The following is a 16,311-nucleotide window of genomic DNA, read 5'->3' as shown; positions in this document are numbered from 1 at the left end:
ACGCGGTATGACAAATTTATTTCTAGTGAGTAATAATTGCTAACTTAGTTTGATCACATAATTAATATTTATCGATATCAAAGTATCTTATCAACTAGGTAATATGAACACTTAGTTTATTGATGCTGTTGGTTTATTAATCGGCAACCGTGGTACAAGAGTTTACAGGCATATAGAAGTTAACAAGTATACAAGACAGAACCATTTTACAGGAGTTATCGTTATGACTAGAACTTGCGTTAAATTTGTTGTATCAGGCTTTGTTCAAGGGGTAGGGTTTAGGTTTCACACGTGCCATGAAGGTAATAAAAGAGGCTTAACAGGCTATGCACGAAACTTAGACAACGGTGACGTTGAAGTGGTTGCTTGTGGAGAGCAGGGTGCTCTAGAGTCGCTAGACCAATGGTTGCAACAAGGACCGACAACGTCCAGAGTCGATAAGGTGATTTCACAACCCGTGGAATTTAAAGCTTATCAAGGGTTTCAAGTATTATATTGATAGTGATATCTTGTTCAGCTGTGTCATTACTAGGTTGAACTACAAAGTTAGGCTGAACTACAAACATTTTGCCGGCTTAGGCAAACCTGCTAGTTTGGTTGCTTGTTTGGCGGGGCCTTTTCTAAACAGAGTAAATAAATATTTACTACTGCCTTTTTCGGGGCCATGTTCTTTTGCCATCGCTTTAACTAGCATTCTTATTGCCGGGGAGGTATTAAATTCTGCATAGAATTTGCGCACGAAATAGATAACTTCTAAATGAGCTTCAGTTAATTCTATACCTTCTTGTTCGGCTAAAGTGGCCACCATACCGCTTTCCCATTCAGAAAAATTAAGTAAGTAACCTTCATTATCGGTCTGGATTTGTTTTCCGTTATATTCAAACATTATTTTTTAGACTTATTTTTGTGGAATCAAGTTGCATTTAATTGGGCCTAAGATACCGTTTTTCTTACCAATAAAAAAGCCCAGACAATTATCTGGGCTTAGTAAAAGCAAATTTATTTAGTTGATTTGCATTTAGTCGTCGTTCATAAAGCCTAGAATGCTTAGAAGACTAATAAACAAGTTGTAAATAGACACGTACAAGGTAACCGTTGCAGAAATATAGTTCGTTTCGCCACCACGTATAATTTGTTGGGTAGTCAACAAAATTGCGCCAGTTGAGAACAAAATAAACATACCGCTCATCGCTAGATAAAGCGCTGGCATTTGTAGGAATATGTTGGCAACCATTGCGATTACAATCACAACAAAACCAGCCATCATCATACCATTTAAGAATGATAAATCACGTTTAGTAGTTAATGCATAAGCTGAGGCTCCCATAAAGGCAAGCGCTGTGCCTCCTAGTGCGGTTACGACCACGTCACCCATACCTGCACCAATATAGGCATTTAGGATTGGACCGATGGTATAACCCAAGAAACCAGTAAACAGAAATGTGAATACAAGTCCCATGCTGTTATTGCGGTTCTTTTCAGTTAGGAAAAGTAGGCCATAGAAACCAACCAGCATTACAATTAAACCAGGACGCGGTAAGGCGAGTGCCATTGAGGTTGCGGCAACAATCGCTGACCACACTAATGTCAGAGACAGTAGAAAATAGGTATTACGTAATACTTTGTTTGTTTGAATAACACTTTGTTGCGTTGTAGACGAACGCGACGCTAATGGACTGTTCATAATCTTCCTCAAAGGTAACTGACTAATTAGTTATTTAGTCTATATCTTGGGATAAAAGTTTCAACTTTCAACCCTTGGCATAATTAAGTATATAAAAAAACGCGTTAAATTATAAAGATAGTATCAATCTAGATGTAACAAATTGTAAATTATGCTTCCAATTTAACCGCGTTAAATATCCAATCTAACAGGTTTAAACATTCAATTTAATCGTTTTAAATAAAAGAGGCGACCATGGTCGCCTCTTTTATCGGTATTGTTAGATTTTATTAACTGATGATTTAGTGGCTTAAAATCTGACTTAAGAAGTTTTGTGTCCGATCTGACTGCGGGTTATCAAAGAACTCAATTGGATTGTTTTCTTCTATGATTTCCCCTGCATCCATGAAAATAACTCTATCTGCTACTTCTTTAGCAAACCCCATTTCATGAGTTACACAAAGCATGGTCATACCTTCGTCTGCTAGCTCTACCATAACATCAAGTACTTCTCTTACCATTTCTGGGTCAAGTGCTGATGTTGGCTCATCGAACAACATAATTTGCGGATTCATACAAAGAGAACGAGCAATGGCCACACGCTGTTGTTGACCGCCAGATAATTGGCCCGGATATTTGTCAGCTTGATCTGGAATTTTTACGCGTTCAAGGTATTTCATCGCAATTTCTTCTGCTTCTTCTTTAGGCATCTTCTTCACCCAAATAGGAGCCAACGTACAGTTCTCTAACACTGTAAGGTGTGGAAATAGATTAAAGTGCTGAAAACACATACCAACTTCACGACGAACGGCTTCGATATTTTTTAAATCTTCAGTCAGTTCGTTACCTGCAACAATGATTTTACCTTGTTGATGCTCTTCTAAACGGTTAATACAACGAATCATCGTCGATTTTCCTGAACCAGAAGGGCCACAGATAACAATTTTTTCACCCTTTTTAACTTTTAAGTTTATGTCTTTCAGTACGTGGAAATCACCGTACCATTTGTTCATTTTTTTTAGTTTGATTACATAATCTTCTTGCTGCGTCATAATACGTCCTTGAATCTTTAGCTATCGTTTGTGGCCGGTATGTAGTTTGTTTTCAAGATATATCGAATATCTCGACATACTGAAGCAAAATACCCAGAACACTAACGCGACAAATACATAACTTTCTTTAGAAAAACCAAGCCATTCAGGGTCATTGTTGGCTGATTGACCGATACCGAGTACATCAAACATACCGATAATTAATACTAAGCTGGTATCTTTGAATAGACCGATGAAAGTGTTTACTATTGAAGGAATAGTGATTTTAAGAGCCTGTGGAAGCACGATTAAACCCACTTTCTTCCAGTAACCCAAACCCAAGGCGTCTGCAGCTTCATATTGCCCTTTCGGAATAGCTTGTAAGCCACCACGAATAACTTCTGCCATATAAGCTGAACTAAATAACACCACACCAATAAGTGCACGTACTAGCTTATCAGTTTCTGATCCTTGGGCAAGAAATAGCGGCAACATTACAGAGGCCATAAACAGCACGGTAATCAGTGGAACACCACGCCATATTTCTATATATACCGTACATATGCTTCGAATGATCGGCATGTCTGAACGACGTCCAAGAGCAAGTACAATACCAATTGGCAGCGAAACAATAATACCAACAAGCGCGATGATCAGTGTAACGAGCAAACCGCCCCACTTATGAGTGTCGACAACTTCTAACCCAAACACACCGCCGTAGAGTAGTGAGGCGATGATAAATGGATAAATGGCGATAAAAAACATCCATATCCACGTGCGCTTTGGTGTTTTCTCATAGACTAAAAGTCCAATGAATATAGCTAATGTTGCATAGAATAGGCGAGGGCGCCACAGCTCTTCGCTTGGATAAAATCCATACATGAACTGTTCCCAGCGAACACTGATAAATACCCAACATGCGCCTTCTCTAGAACACGCTTCACGAGTGGTTCCCACCCAATCAGCGTTAATAATAGCCCACTGAATAACGCCAGAAAAAAGGTTAAAAATTAAGTAAGCCAACACAAAGGTCAAAATGGTATTGAATGGACCATTGAACAAATTTTTTCTCAACCATCCTACAGCGCCAACAGTATTCGCCGGTGGTGGCAGACTTTCTTGAAATTGATGTACTTTCATATTATCTCTCCACCAATGCTACTTTGCGGTTGTAAACGTTCATCAAAGCTGAAGTTAACAAGCTTAGAGTTAGATAAACGCCCATGGTCATCGCTATAATTTCTATTGCTTGACCGGTTTGGTTTAATGTTGTCCCTGAGAAAACAGACACCAGATCAGGGTAGCCGATAGCCATCGCTAAAGATGAGTTTTTAGTTAGGTTTAAGTATTGGCTAGTAAGCGGTGGAATAATAATTCGCAGCGCTTGCGGGATAACAACAAGTTTTAGTGTTTTATTACGTGGCAAACCAAGCGACATAGCAGCTTCAGATTGTCCGTGATTGACCGCATTTATACCAGAGCGAACGATTTCGGCTATAAAAGACGCCGTATAAATACTTAAGGCAAAAAGCAGAGCCCCAAGTTCAGGAAGGATACTAATACCGCCTCTGAAGTTAAAACCTTTGAGGACAGGATAGTCTCCAGAAATAGGTGAGCCTGTTAAAAAGTAGACAATCATAGGAATAACAACACACAGAGTAATAGCAATACGCCACATTGGTGTTTGTTGTCCTGTGATTTTTTGTCGGTTTTTACCCCATATGTTAATGATTACAGTGAACACAATACCAAAAATCATCGATGCGATAACAAAGTTACTACCCGTTTCAAAAACAGGTGCAGGGAAATACAGCCCACGAACATTTAGGAATATTGCTTCACCTAAACTCATACTTTGTCTAGGGGATGGTAAGGTTTGCAACACAGCGAAATACCAGAAAAATATCTGTAGCAACAGTGGGATATTTCGAAATGTTTCAATATAGACAGCAGCCAAGCGGCTAACGAGCCAGTTTGACGACAGGCGAGCAATACCAATCGTAAATCCAAGTACCGTTGCGAAGGCGATACCGAGTACGGAAACAAGTGCCGTATTCAGAAGTCCGACGATAAATGTACGGCCATAAGAAAAGGTTTCATCATATTCAATAAGCGTGAGGCCAATCCCAAAGCCAGCTTCTTGATCTAAAAAACCAAAACCAGTAGCAATACCTCGTGCGTCGAGGTTGGTTAGGGCATTATTAACGATAGTATAGAAAAAATATACGAGAGCAGTGATTGCGACGACCTGAAAAACGACCGATCGAAAAGTGGGATTATACAGCAGGTTTGCGCTTTTTGGTGTCGGAGCGTCCGAATCCTGCGCTATTGTAGTGTTAGGCTTCATACAGCTATTAACCTCTAAATCCATATAACAAAGGGCGGCCTAAACCGCCCTTATTCAATTATTAATTCTAAAAAAGTGAATTAACGAATTGGTGGAGCATACATAAAGCCGCCTGCATTCCATAGTGCGTTAACACCACGAGATATTTGCAGAGGAGAACCTTTACCTACAGTACGTTCGAAGCTTTCACCGTAGTTACCGACTTGTTTGATGATTTGGTAACCCCAATCATCTGCAATACCTAAACCTTTACCTTTAGGACCATCTACACCAAGAATACGTTTTATGTTTGGATCAGATGACTTAAGCATTTCATCAGCATTGGTTGAAGTAATACCGTACTCTTCGGCGTTAATCATTGCGTTCAATGACCATTTTGCAATATTTAACCATTGGTCATCACCTTGACGAACCACTGGACCTAGAGGTTCTTTAGAAATGATTTCTGGCAATACTACCGCAGATGAAGGTTCAGCAAGATTCAAACGAAGGGCGTAAAGACCTGATTGGTCAGTAGTCAATACGTCACAGCGACCCGAATCGAAACCTGAAGAAGTTTGAGCCGCAGTATCAAATACTACTGGCTTGTAAGACATGCTGTTATTACGGAAGTAGTCAGCTAAGTTAAGTTCTGTTGTTGTACCAGATTGAACACAAACAGAAGCTCCATCTAGTTCTTTAACACTGGTTAGGCCTAGTTCTTTTTTAACCATGAAACCTTGACCATCGTAATAGTTTACGCCAGCAAAGTTTAACCCTAGAGCAGTATCACGATGAAGAGTCCAAGTAGTGTTACGGCTTAGCACATCAATTTCACCTGACTGAAGAGCAGTAAAGCGCTCTTTAGCGGTTAAAGGTACATATTTAACTTTAGTTTTATCGCCTAACACTGCGGCTGCGATGGCTTGACAGTATTCTACATCGATACCTTCCCATTCGCCTTTTGAGTTAGGGTTAGAAAATCCTGGTAGACCGGTTGATACACCACAACTAACAAAGCCTTGAGCTTTGACTTTTTCTAAAGTACTTTCTGCCGCTGATGCTGAGTGAGCCATTAATGCAGTAGAAGCTGCTACGACTGAAGCAATAATTGTAAGTTTATTCGCCATTTGTATCCTTCCTGTATAATCCATGTTGAACCAGGTGACACCTGATACAGTTCTTATATGTTATGTTATATGCATCGTTATATTTACTAATGCAGTTAGAACATCATTTACATCCGTTTGTAGGTCAAAAATTCTATTAATGAATGATTTGAAAAAGTATAGCTCAAAAAATTTGATTAACCGTACGATGTTTAGAATGACGAAATGTTGCGTGTTTGTAAATAGTGCAACAGTGCACAAGCATGGTGATTTAGAGTGATTTGTAGTAAAAAAGACGTGCTACTGGTTTTAAATTCTGATTTCTTAGTTATTATCGGAGTTCTAAACTGGTATGATGTATAAATTTGACAGTAAATAGTTATTTTTGTGCACAAAATGTTACTTCGAAGCACCAATTTGGATACCTGTGCCACTTTAGTGATATCTATTAGAAAAGGATTTATATGCAGTACTTTCCACTCTTTGTTGATTTGAACGATAAGCCTGTCCTGGTTGTAGGGGGAGGCGATGTAGCTAGCCGTAAGGTGGAAGCGTTGTTGCGAGCTAATGCTCGTGTCACTGTCGTTTCGCCAGAAGTGTCAACTTACCTCAAAGATTGCGCAGATAAGCAATTATTAGTTTGGTTTCAGTCTCAATATAGAGACGATTACACTGAGAATTTCATCCAAGTGTGGGCTACGACCAATAATCCTGATCTGAATCATCAGGTGCATAAAGATGCAAAAAAACGCGGTATACTTGTTAACGTAGTGGATGATAAACCTTATTGTGATTTTATTACGCCTTCAATGATTAATCGTGGCAAAGTTCAAATTGCCATATCCAGCGGAGGAGCATCACCTGTTTTGATTCGTAACTTACGAGAGAAAATCGAAAGTGTTTTACCGCAAAATACGGCCTTACTAACTGACTTTGCTTCTAGTAAACGATCCGATATAAAAAAAACGTATAAAACAGTAGATGAAAGGCGTCGGTTTTGGGAGGCTTTCTTTGCCAATCCAGAAGTAGAGCTAGCTGAAAATAAAGAAAATTTAGAGGTAATTTATACTTCTTATTTACAAAATAAATACACTGTTACAGTGTCACGATTTTGGGTTGAGTTTGGTGAAAATGTAGAGCTACTTTCTATTAGAACATTGCGCATAATGCAGCAGAGTGAATTGGTATTATACCCAGAGACGTGTCCGTATCCGTTTATTGATCTTTGTCGTAGAGATGCCGAGCGATTTATATACAAAAACAGTGATAATTTAGCTCAGATACTGGAAAAATATATTGATTCTGATTTAAAGAAGGTTTGCATATTTATTCCTAAAAACGGACTGAACGAAAATGAGTGGATGAAAAAGATGGCATCGAATGACACTTTATTGAGAATAGTTGATTAGTCAATCAACCGATAAAAGTCATACCTATTTAGGTGAAACAGTGACAGCAAATTTAATGACGCCTTCTACGAATGAATTTGTCGTTAGAAGGCGTTATGAGAACGTCAATTTTATTTCAAATTAAGGCCACATTAAGAGTAGGTATGTGGTGGATAAGTGGTAATTTAATCTCTAAAATTTTCGAATTGAAACGGCTGTCCCAACTCGGAATTTTTAATCAAAGCCATAGCACCTTGCAAGTCATCTCGTTTTTTACCCGTGACACGGACTTTGTCGCCTTGGATAGATGCCTGAACTTTGATTTTTGCATCTTTAATGGTTTTAACCACTTTTTTGGCGACTGATGTTTCAATTCCTTGCTTAAATGCAACGTCTTGATACCAATTCTTCCCAGAGTGGACTGAAGGTTTGGTTTCCATCGATTCTGCATCAACACCTCGTTTGGCTAAATTACCACGTAATATATCCATCATTTGCCTAAGTTGAAAATCATCTTGAGCAGTGAGTTTTACCGTGTCATCTTTTATATCAAAACTAGCGTCAACGTTACGAAAATCAAATCGAGTTGAAAGTTCTCTATTTGCGTTGTCGACCGAGTTACGTAGTTCTACGCTGTCGACTTCAGAGATAATATCAAACGAAGGCATAAGTTAGGCTCCTTGTGGTTTATTTTTAATCGCGTTAGCAAGCATATCCAACATTGTTTCGGTGTCGTTCCAGCTCAAGCATGGATCAGTAATTGATTGACCATAAACCAAATTATTTAGATCAGTCATCGGTTGGTTACCTTCTAAAATAAAGCTCTCCGCCATAATACCTGCAATCGCTGTACTTCCTGATAGAATCTGTTGGCAAATATTTTCTGCTACATCTAGCTGTTTTTTATGTTGTTTTTGACAGTTCGCATGGCTAAAGTCGATCACGAGTTTTTCTGGTAAACCAACTTGTTGTAACTTTTCACAAGCTTGTTTAACTGAGGCTGAATCAAAATTCGGACCTTGATCGCCACCACGAAGAATAACATGTCCGAATGGGTTTCCACTGGTACGATAAACGGTCATACGGCCATTTTTATCAGGCGAATAAAAATAGTGGCTAGCTTTCGCTGCTCTAATCGCATCAATCGCAATTTTTACATTACCATTAGTGCCATTTTTAAAGCCGACAGGACAAGATAATGCTGAGGCCATTTCTCGGTGAATCTGAGATTCGGTAGTACGTGCACCAATTGCCCCCCAAGTAATAAGGTCTGCAATATATTGGCCAGTAATCATATCTAAAAACTCGGTAGCAGTGGCTAAGCCGAGATTGTTTACATCCAATAACAGTTTACGTGCTTTTGCTAGCCCAGCTTCCAACGCATATGAACCGTCGAGATTTGGATCGGTAATCAAGCCTTTCCAACCTACAATGGTGCGAGGTTTTTCAAAATAGGTTCGCATGACGATGAATAACTCATCTTCATATTGGTTCTGAAGTTGACTTAAGCGCTTGGCATAATCTAACGCCGCATCAGTATCGTGAATAGAACATGGTCCAACAATGACGAGCAGACGATGATCTTGTCCGGTGAGAATGTTTTCAATTTGTCTACGAGAATGTGCTATTCGCTCTGCAACATCATCAGTCAGAGGATATGAACTCACAAGTTCAGCGGGAGTTGGCATTGGCCCTATAGCTTGAGTTCTCAATTCGTCGGTTTTTAATGGCATCTTTGCGCCTGTAATCAATATTATATCAAGCGCTAAAGATAGCGGAAATGAAGGTAGGAATAAACTGCCAATCGAGTAGTTACGTTGAAAAATATTGCAATTAGCCATTTTATTGATTTTTCTTAGCTTAATTCGCACTTTTAACTTGAGTTAAATGGTGTTGAATTGTATTTTCGTGCACATAGTAATTGATTATCTAACGGAGCAGTAATGAGTAACGCAGATCAAGGTGCCATTCTTACCGATATTGAAGTTGTTAACGCGCTTCCTTCTTACACAGACTTGGTCGATTCAGATCAGTTGTATGTGTCTTTGGGCGATTTAATAATGGATTATATATTTTATCATCCTGCTATTAAAATCGATTCATTATCAGATAAGGATAGCCAAACGTTAAAAGCGATACTTAATGGGCAACCGCTCAAAGAGCATTTTGTTTCTACGCTTTGTTCTAAGATAAAAGATTCTATTACACCCAAGCATCAGATTATCCGTGTTTGTTTGAGTCATATGGATAGCTACACCTTTGCATCTCTTTTAGGTGGTGAGTGTGAAAATACCGAAGTGAACCCGACAATGGGGTTACGAGGTGTGGCTCGTTATGCTTCAGAACTTTATAGCGAGGCGTTTGCTTTAGAGTGTGATGTGGTGAAACAGTTACGTGCTGAAGGTTATAATATTGAAGTTGTAGTTCCGTTTGTTAGAAAGTTGAGTGATGCGGCAACGATAATCGATAAGCTAGCAGAACAAGGCTTGCCGAGAGGGTTAAACGGTTTCCGCCTACTTTATTCTTGTGATGTTCCTTCTTCTATTCTTCTTGCCGATAAAATCATTCAGTATTTTGATGGGGTAGTGATTAACCTAGAAAATATTGCTCAGTTTACATTAGGTCTTGATAATAAAAATGAATCACTAGAGTACGCATTTGATATGCAAAGTGAAGCTATTTCATTGTTATTGGTGCAAATGGTGAAATTAGTTAATAAAGCGAATAAACCGTACTTAGTTTTGTGTCCTTCGTTAAACCATTTACCATTATTACAAGAAACAATGGCAGAACTTAAGAATATGAAAGTGGCCATTACTGCTTAGAATGCTATTTCAGTAGCAATTTTGTAACATAAATTTGACAATTTTTGTTGGTGTCGCTTAACTGGTCTAATCAGTTTTTATAGTGGCACCTTTTATGTTATCACCTCTCGCAAAAGCTAACCTTTATCTCAACTTATTTTCGTTTACTAAAGTACCTTTGATCTGGTTATGCAGACCGAAAATACTGGTGATGAATGATGAAAAAGTCATCGTAAAAATTCCTTTAAAAAGACGGACTAAAAACCATTTAAACAGTATGTATTTTGGTGCGCTTGCTGTTGGAGCAGATGTGGCGGGCGGTTTTTTAGCGATGAGTAAAGCGCAGCAAAGTGGCCACAAGATTTCACTGGCGTTTAAAGAGGTGGAAGCTCAGTTTATTAAAAGGCCAGAAGGGGATGTATTATTTAGCTGTGACGATGGCAAACTGATTGACGACATGTTAGCAGAGGCGATGAAATCAGGCGAACGAGTCAATAAATCAGTAAAAATAAACGTAACGTGCCCATCTATTAATGAACATGAATTAATGGCTTGGTTTAAGTTGACGTTATCGATAAAAGTGATTAACTAAAGTAAGTCCCGGTAATTGACTGCATCGTTGTAATAAATAAATTACCTTGATCGCCGATTGCGAAAAGAAACTAATAACAACGTACACTTATCTAGCGTATAATCCGCGGTTGGTTAGATATAGGAACAAATTGATGATTAAAGTTGGTCAGATAAACGAGCTAGAAATAGTAAAAATAGAAGATTTTGGTCTTTTTCTGGATGCAGAAGATTACGGAAGTGTCATGCTTCCAAAGCGTGAAGCGCCAGAGGGATTAAACCTTGGTCCAGAGGTTATTGGTAAACAGATTAAAGTATTTTTATATTTCGATTCAGAGCGCCAGTTGACTGCCACTTGCGATACGCCGATTGCACAAGTCGGAGAGTTTGGTTTAATGAATGTTGTTGGTGTTAACAATACTGGAGCGTTCGTGGATTGGGGCATTGATAAAAAAGATCTATTGGTTCCTTTTAGTGAGCAACGAACTCGCTTCAATGAAGGGCAAAAAATCCTAGTTTATGTATACACTGACAAAGCATCTGGTCGAATTGTTGGTACCACCAAATTTAATAAGATTCTCGATCAAGTTCCTGCTCAATATTCGGTTAACCAAGCGGTCGATCTAATTATCGCTGAACGCAGTGAACTTGGTTACAAAGCGATTATTAACGGCACACATTGGGGAATGATTTTTCCTTCCGACGTATTCGGCAAACTGTTTATTGGTAAACGAGTTAAAGGCTTTATAAAAAACATCAGAGATGATGACAAAATAGATTTATCACTGCAGAAAGTTGGTGTCGCGAAGATGGATGATTTAAGTGAAAAAATTATCGATCTACTGCAGAAAAAACAAGGTTATCTGCCTTTGAATGATAAATCGACACCTGATGCGATATTTTCCGTGTTTAGAACCAGCAAGGGCACGTTTAAGAAAAGTATCGGCGGTTTATACAAAAAGGGCATTATTGTTATCGAAAAAGAAGGCATACGCTTAGTTGATTAGCATACACTTAGTTGATTAAGTTGTGCATTAATGGATAGGATCAACTAGAAAAGCCCACAGTTATGGTTAGGTTTGGGCTTTTTCCTTTTTCCTTTTAGCTTGGTGCTAGGTAATTAGGTATAAGTGGCGGTATAGGTTGAGTTTACCAATACCAATACCCGATTGATTGGATGAGCTTAAAATAAGTTATTATCTCTTACTAACTCTCTTGGTAAGCCATTTTTAATTCGGTTTCCTACCCATTTCCCGATGCCGATAACATCGTCGCCATACTTTACAATCACTTCACCTGTTCCAGATAAGTTTTTTGGACGTACGTCTCTTCCCATATACCATTCTCTGGCATCATCCATTATAAGGCTAACGGTATTTGATTCTTGACCAGTAGCAAGTGCGATGACTGCTTCATGTTGCCATCGATAACCTTTTTTATGACTTTCGGCGAGTTTTATTCCCATGCGAGAAAATCGAATTTCTCCTAACATGCTTTCTAATGAATCAGGAAACAACCAGATTTCTTTTTCACGAATCCAAATATGACTAGAGTCTGGTACGGTTAATTCCAGTGTATCAAATAATGATTTGGTTACGTTGTCACATTGTGTTTGGCTCGCTTTAGTAAAAGGAAACTTACCTAAGCGTTTTTTAACTGTTGGTGCTTTTACTGAGCCTATTTTTCGTATTTTCGCAACAAAGAAACCCTCACTATCAAATATTTGGGGGTAAACATGTAAAAAACCATCTTTAGTAATAGCTTGGCTCGCATTATCGAATAAATTATCCAGTGGCTCAAATACAACATTACCCGCAAACCTTTCAGCTAGGTGGTGACAAACTTGTTCATTTTCTTCGTGGTTGAGTGTGCAAGTAGAGTAAACGAGTGTTCCACCCGGTTTTAGTGCGAAAAAGGCGCTTTCAATTAACTCTTTTTGTGTGTGTGATATTTCTAGAGTGGAGACTTTACTCCAGTTTTTCATTGCGTCTGGGTCTTTACGAATCGTTCCTTCACCCGAGCAGGGCGCGTCTAACAATATTGCGTCAAATTGTTCTGGTAACCAGCCACCGAATACTCGACCATCAAAATTAGTTAGAGCAGCATTTCGAACACCACAACGTTGAATATTTGAATGTAGTATTTTAACTCTACTTGCCGAGAATTCATTGGCTACCACAGTACCGGTATTGTGCAGCGCTGCAGAAAGTTGAGTGGTTTTTGAACCTGGGGCTGCGGCCATATCTAATACCGTAATTAATGCGTCCTGTTGGCCGTTAAGTAAGGCACTAACGGGTAGCATTGAACTGGCTTCTTGGATATAAAATAACCCGGCCATATGTTCTGCTGTATTACCTAATCTACCTTGTTCTGTTTTTGGTCGTTGTAACCAAAAGCCAGCATCACACCAAGGTATAGAAGTCAGCTCCCATCCTTTATCTTCCGCCCTAGAGACAAAATCTTGCACCGAAATTTTTAAGGTATTCACTCGGATGCTTCTGCGCAAAGGCCTTTTACAAGCTTCGATGAAATCATTCATGTCCAAATGGGATGGCATGATGGATTTAATTTGATCTAAAAACTGTTGTGGAAGTTTAATATTGGCGTGCACAAAGGTATCTCGGTAAGGTAATGGAGGGTAATTCTAACTAAAATTACCAGCATATAAAAACGAAATGCAGCTTTTATACTGCATTTCGTTACAAGTTAGGTGCGAATACCTGAGCAATAAATAATTAACCACTCAGTTAGTTATGGTTTTGGTATCGCTGTTCGCCATTCTCGCCATTCTGGTTGTAGCTCTGGATGTAAAATAAAAGCTTGTTCCGGTTTGGCTATCGGTAATAGTTGCTTGTCTTGCGGGGTAGCAAAGGCAATACCACCACGAAGCAAATTATCGACCGTACTCGATTTAATCTGCGCGCCTGATAGGCCTATCGAAATATCAAGTCCAGATACATTCCAAAATACACTGTTTTCTCGTACCAAATAGGCGTACTCAGGTTGTATCTCAATGCTTGTTACCACTCGATCGGCAAATGTTCCTAGCTGTACATCGGTGACTTTTCCTACTTCTATGTCACGATAGAATATTGGTGCACCAACAGTGACGGAACGACGATGCTGACTTTGTAGGGTAAACGATACACCTGACGTTTCAATGGCCGAAGAGTACAACGAAAATTGTGTGGTGTGCTCGCCGTGTCCAGGTTGAACATTAATATAGCTAGCAATGATAGAATCTAAATTTTTAACACCATCCAAACTGATTTGTGGTGAAACTGTCCAAAAATAACTGCCTGATAAGGTTAATTTAGCTGCGTAACCAGGGAAGATACGAGCACGAATGTTGGTTGTATTATTGGTAAAATTAGGGGTAAGAGTGAGCACTTCACCTACTGTTACCCCTTGAAATTTTATCGCAGAGCCAACTTTTACTGTGACCGTATCAGACGTGAGTAACGAAATAGTCGTTCCGTATTTTGTCGCTTGCTCATAATCGTCATAGAGACGCCAATACTGGCCAGATTTATTTTCCACTCCTGCTAGCGTATCAAAAGCGATTCCACCTTGAAGTAAGCTTTTGAGTGGTGCGGCTTTAATACTAACGCCACTCAAGTCGGCTTGCACTTCGACGCCAGAACGATTCCAAAAAACAGTTTGTTCAGAGAGCAAGTGTTTGTATTTATTATCGATAGCAACGGTAATTTCGACTCCGTTGCTGGTGAGTGCGTAATCTTGTACTTTGCCTACTTGTAGGTTGCGATACAGTAGGGGGCTGCCTTTAGATACCGAAGGTAGTTGGTTAGCAAATAGCGTTAACGTATGTATGCCAGATTGCTCATAATCGGCTAGCTCAGCAAGAGATTGGTTGGCAAATAATCGATAATCGTTATTGACTTGATTACTCCCTTTGCTAACGAAACTTATTGAGCCTGTGATCAATTGTTTTGCCGGTGGAACGGTGATATTAACGCCAGATTCAGTTAGTTCTGCGCTGACACTTCCGGAAACGAAGAAGCGATTGTCAGACTTGATAAGATGTCGATATTTGTTGTCAATCAGTGCATTAAATATAACTTGATCGTTGACTAAATCGATTGCACTAATAGAACCTACGGCGAAACCACGATAAAGAATTTCTGTACCAACGCTTAGCCCATATGAGTCGTCTGACATTAGCAATAGAGAAGTTGAATGGTGCGTTTCTTTTAAAAGTTCGTCTTTTGTAATCGCTGTGAAATTTCTAGCTTGTTCACCTTGGCCAGGGATAAGCGTTAAAAAATTACCAGTGACCAAGTTAGATAAGTTATCCAACTCTGTTAAGGACAAATTTGCTTCTTCTAGCATAAAGCGTGTGCCACTGTTTAAAGTATCACTAAATGCAGGCTGGATAGCGGCCAGTGCGACAATGTTTTTACGCCCTTTATTTAAGGTCAAGTGAGTAATTTGTCCTATTTCTATGCCGCGATACATTATTGGTGCTCCGCCTGCAGAGATTTTATTTTCATCTGGTAAGGTTATATTGATCGGAATCCCACGACCTGCGGTTTTTAAATCAGGATAGAGCCGAAATTTGGCTTTCTCTTCTACGGGTTCTCCACCATCGGGAGAATCTACCGCTATTGCTCCTGTTAAAAGGGCGCTTAAACTTTCAAATTGAACATCGACACCATGGAAGCCAATTTGAGCGCCTGCGCCACTTACATTCCAAAATCGGCTTTTGTTAGTAACAATATTAGCGTATTCGTTTTTTATGTAGGCATTGATAAGAACGGTTTTTCCATCCGATTCAAGTTTGTAATTATAAACCTCGCCGATTGGAATTTTTCGATAGACAATTTGAGAACCAATAGAAATAGAACCAAGGTCATCCGATCTTAGCGTGATGTTTAAACCTTGATCGGCTTCTAAATCGGCTGGACGACTTTCTAGCGCGATATATTGAGTTTGTAATTCATCGTCATCATCATCTTGATTTAACGCTTCGCCTGGTTGAATAGCAATATAATTGCCCGAAACCAATGCATCTAACCCAGAAATTCCAGAAATACTCGCTTTAGGTTTGACCAACCAAAAGCGGGTGTTTTTGCCCAGTAATTGTGTGGCTTGTGGGTAAATATCTGCGTCGACATAAATGTTGTCCAAGTTAGAAGACAAAGAGATATCACGAACCATACCAACTTCTAAACCTTGATATTGTATGGTGGTACGTCCTGCTATAAGACCTTGAGCATCGGAGAAATAAATTTGTACACGTTGGCCAGCATCATTTATCGCTTTAACCACAAGCCAACCTGCTAACGCTAAGGTGATGATGGGTAAGATCCACAGGGGCGATATGCCAAACTCTCTTTTAACGTTTGGTTTGTATGTTTGTGATGTTGATTCAGAATTACTCATCTAGTGTATCAAGTTCC

At 39.3% G+C, this 16,311-nt stretch carries 15 protein-coding genes; 5 read left to right on the top strand and 10 right to left on the bottom strand.

Features of this window, described 5'->3' with window-relative positions; all coding sequences use genetic code 11:
• Window positions 1-223: 223 nt before the first annotated feature.
• A complete protein-coding gene (yccX, locus tag ACLKML_RS18680; RefSeq protein ID WP_413284473.1) occupies window positions 224-499 on the top strand; it encodes an acylphosphatase in 276 nt (91 codons plus the stop codon).
• Window positions 500-556: 57 nt separating this feature from the next.
• On the opposite strand, the gene ACLKML_RS18675 is transcribed toward yccX, so the two are convergent.
• From ACLKML_RS18675 to ACLKML_RS18650, 6 genes are all read right to left on the bottom strand, one after another.
• Complete coding sequence (locus ACLKML_RS18675; RefSeq protein WP_413284472.1) at window positions 557-886, bottom strand: TusE/DsrC/DsvC family sulfur relay protein; 330 nt, start codon at window positions 884-886, stop codon at window positions 557-559.
• A gap of 132 nt (window positions 887-1,018) precedes the next feature.
• The gene (locus ACLKML_RS18670; RefSeq protein ID WP_413284471.1) at window positions 1,019-1,684 is read right to left on the bottom strand and encodes a Bax inhibitor-1 family protein; all 666 of its coding nucleotides are present in this window, start codon (window positions 1,682-1,684) and stop codon (window positions 1,019-1,021) included.
• A gap of 281 nt (window positions 1,685-1,965) precedes the next feature.
• Window positions 1,966-2,715: an amino acid ABC transporter ATP-binding protein gene (locus ACLKML_RS18665; protein WP_317716779.1), complete on the bottom strand. Its 750-nt coding sequence runs from the start codon at window positions 2,713-2,715 to the stop codon at window positions 1,966-1,968.
• Window positions 2,716-2,736: 21 nt separating this feature from the next.
• Window positions 2,737-3,834 carry an amino acid ABC transporter permease gene (locus tag ACLKML_RS18660; protein ID WP_413284470.1) on the bottom strand — a complete coding sequence of 366 codons (1,098 nt, stop codon included), beginning with the start codon at window positions 3,832-3,834 and terminating at the stop codon, window positions 2,737-2,739.
• 1 nt (window position 3,835) lies between these two features.
• Window positions 3,836-5,041 (bottom strand): amino acid ABC transporter permease, encoded by a 1,206-nt coding sequence (locus ACLKML_RS18655; RefSeq protein ID WP_413284469.1) that lies wholly within the window; start codon window positions 5,039-5,041, stop codon window positions 3,836-3,838.
• A gap of 80 nt (window positions 5,042-5,121) precedes the next feature.
• Window positions 5,122-6,150 (bottom strand): amino acid ABC transporter substrate-binding protein, encoded by a 1,029-nt coding sequence (locus tag ACLKML_RS18650; RefSeq protein ID WP_413284468.1) that lies wholly within the window; start codon window positions 6,148-6,150, stop codon window positions 5,122-5,124.
• A 443-nt stretch (window positions 6,151-6,593) separates the two neighbouring features.
• On the opposite strand from ACLKML_RS18650, the gene ACLKML_RS18645 reads away from it, so the two are divergent.
• Window positions 6,594-7,538, top strand: a complete 945-nt coding sequence (locus tag ACLKML_RS18645) for a bifunctional precorrin-2 dehydrogenase/sirohydrochlorin ferrochelatase (RefSeq protein WP_413284467.1) — start codon at window positions 6,594-6,596, stop codon at window positions 7,536-7,538.
• Between the two features lie 164 nt (window positions 7,539-7,702).
• On the opposite strand, the gene ACLKML_RS18640 is transcribed toward ACLKML_RS18645, so the two are convergent.
• Together ACLKML_RS18640 and ACLKML_RS18635 are read right to left on the bottom strand one after the other, a co-directional pair.
• Window positions 7,703-8,185, bottom strand: a complete 483-nt coding sequence (locus ACLKML_RS18640) for a YajQ family cyclic di-GMP-binding protein (protein WP_413284466.1) — start codon at window positions 8,183-8,185, stop codon at window positions 7,703-7,705.
• Between the two features lie 3 nt (window positions 8,186-8,188).
• On the bottom strand, window positions 8,189-9,250 hold the full coding sequence (locus ACLKML_RS18635; protein WP_413285930.1) for a 3-deoxy-7-phosphoheptulonate synthase: 1,062 nt from the start codon (window positions 9,248-9,250) through the stop codon (window positions 8,189-8,191).
• Between the two features lie 210 nt (window positions 9,251-9,460).
• Between ACLKML_RS18635 and ACLKML_RS18630 the strand changes: the two genes are divergently transcribed.
• The 3 genes from ACLKML_RS18630 (at window position 9,461) to ACLKML_RS18620 (ending at window position 11,898) form a co-directional block, all read left to right on the top strand.
• Window positions 9,461-10,342 (top strand): putative PEP-binding protein, encoded by an 882-nt coding sequence (locus ACLKML_RS18630; RefSeq protein WP_413284465.1) that lies wholly within the window; start codon window positions 9,461-9,463, stop codon window positions 10,340-10,342.
• Window positions 10,343-10,436: 94 nt separating this feature from the next.
• Window positions 10,437-10,913, top strand: a complete 477-nt coding sequence (locus ACLKML_RS18625; RefSeq protein WP_413284464.1) for a PaaI family thioesterase — start codon at window positions 10,437-10,439, stop codon at window positions 10,911-10,913.
• A 133-nt stretch (window positions 10,914-11,046) separates the two neighbouring features.
• Window positions 11,047-11,898 carry a S1 RNA-binding domain-containing protein gene (locus ACLKML_RS18620; protein WP_413284463.1) on the top strand — a complete coding sequence of 284 codons (852 nt, stop codon included), beginning with the start codon at window positions 11,047-11,049 and terminating at the stop codon, window positions 11,896-11,898.
• 176 nt (window positions 11,899-12,074) lie between these two features.
• Here ACLKML_RS18620 and rsmF read toward each other — a convergent pair whose 3' ends face one another.
• Window positions 12,075-13,502, bottom strand: a complete 1,428-nt coding sequence (rsmF, locus tag ACLKML_RS18615; protein WP_413284462.1) for a 16S rRNA (cytosine(1407)-C(5))-methyltransferase RsmF — start codon at window positions 13,500-13,502, stop codon at window positions 12,075-12,077.
• 140 nt (window positions 13,503-13,642) lie between these two features.
• Complete coding sequence (locus ACLKML_RS18610) at window positions 13,643-16,294, bottom strand: MlaD family protein (protein WP_413284461.1); 2,652 nt, start codon at window positions 16,292-16,294, stop codon at window positions 13,643-13,645.
• Window positions 16,295-16,311 lie beyond the last annotated feature (17 nt).

This window comes from Vibrio sp. MA40-2 (assembly GCF_047302445.1).
Taxonomy (GTDB): domain Bacteria; phylum Pseudomonadota; class Gammaproteobacteria; order Enterobacterales; family Vibrionaceae; genus Vibrio.
The sequence above is the reverse complement of the archived record's forward strand: the minus strand, read 5'-3'. Positions and strand labels throughout refer to the sequence as shown.

Bases quoted from the DNA above. Each gene is read 5' to 3' on its own strand.
- ACLKML_RS18665 (WP_317716779.1), bottom strand. From the start codon at position 2,715: ATGACGCAGCAAGAAGATTATGTAATCAAACTAAAAAAAATGAACAAA.
- ACLKML_RS18660 (WP_413284470.1), bottom strand. From the start codon at position 3,834: ATGAAAGTACATCAATTTCAAGAAAGTCTGCCACCACCGGCGAATACT.
- ACLKML_RS18610 (WP_413284461.1), bottom strand. From the start codon at position 16,294: ATGAGTAATTCTGAATCAACATCACAAACATACAAACCAAACGTTAAA.
- ACLKML_RS18625 (WP_413284464.1), top strand. From the start codon at position 10,437: ATGTTATCACCTCTCGCAAAAGCTAACCTTTATCTCAACTTATTTTCG.
- ACLKML_RS18655 (WP_413284469.1), bottom strand. From the start codon at position 5,041: ATGAAGCCTAACACTACAATAGCGCAGGATTCGGACGCTCCGACACCA.
- ACLKML_RS18650 (WP_413284468.1), bottom strand. From the start codon at position 6,150: ATGGCGAATAAACTTACAATTATTGCTTCAGTCGTAGCAGCTTCTACT.
- ACLKML_RS18635 (WP_413285930.1), bottom strand. From the start codon at position 9,250: ATGCCATTAAAAACCGACGAATTGAGAACTCAAGCTATAGGGCCAATG.
- ACLKML_RS18630 (WP_413284465.1), top strand. From the start codon at position 9,461: ATGAGTAACGCAGATCAAGGTGCCATTCTTACCGATATTGAAGTTGTT.
- ACLKML_RS18620 (WP_413284463.1), top strand. From the start codon at position 11,047: ATGATTAAAGTTGGTCAGATAAACGAGCTAGAAATAGTAAAAATAGAA.
- ACLKML_RS18640 (WP_413284466.1), bottom strand. From the start codon at position 8,185: ATGCCTTCGTTTGATATTATCTCTGAAGTCGACAGCGTAGAACTACGT.
- yccX (WP_413284473.1), top strand. From the start codon at position 224: ATGACTAGAACTTGCGTTAAATTTGTTGTATCAGGCTTTGTTCAAGGG.
- ACLKML_RS18645 (WP_413284467.1), top strand. From the start codon at position 6,594: ATGCAGTACTTTCCACTCTTTGTTGATTTGAACGATAAGCCTGTCCTG.
- ACLKML_RS18675 (WP_413284472.1), bottom strand. From the start codon at position 886: ATGTTTGAATATAACGGAAAACAAATCCAGACCGATAATGAAGGTTAC.
- ACLKML_RS18670 (WP_413284471.1), bottom strand. From the start codon at position 1,684: ATGAACAGTCCATTAGCGTCGCGTTCGTCTACAACGCAACAAAGTGTT.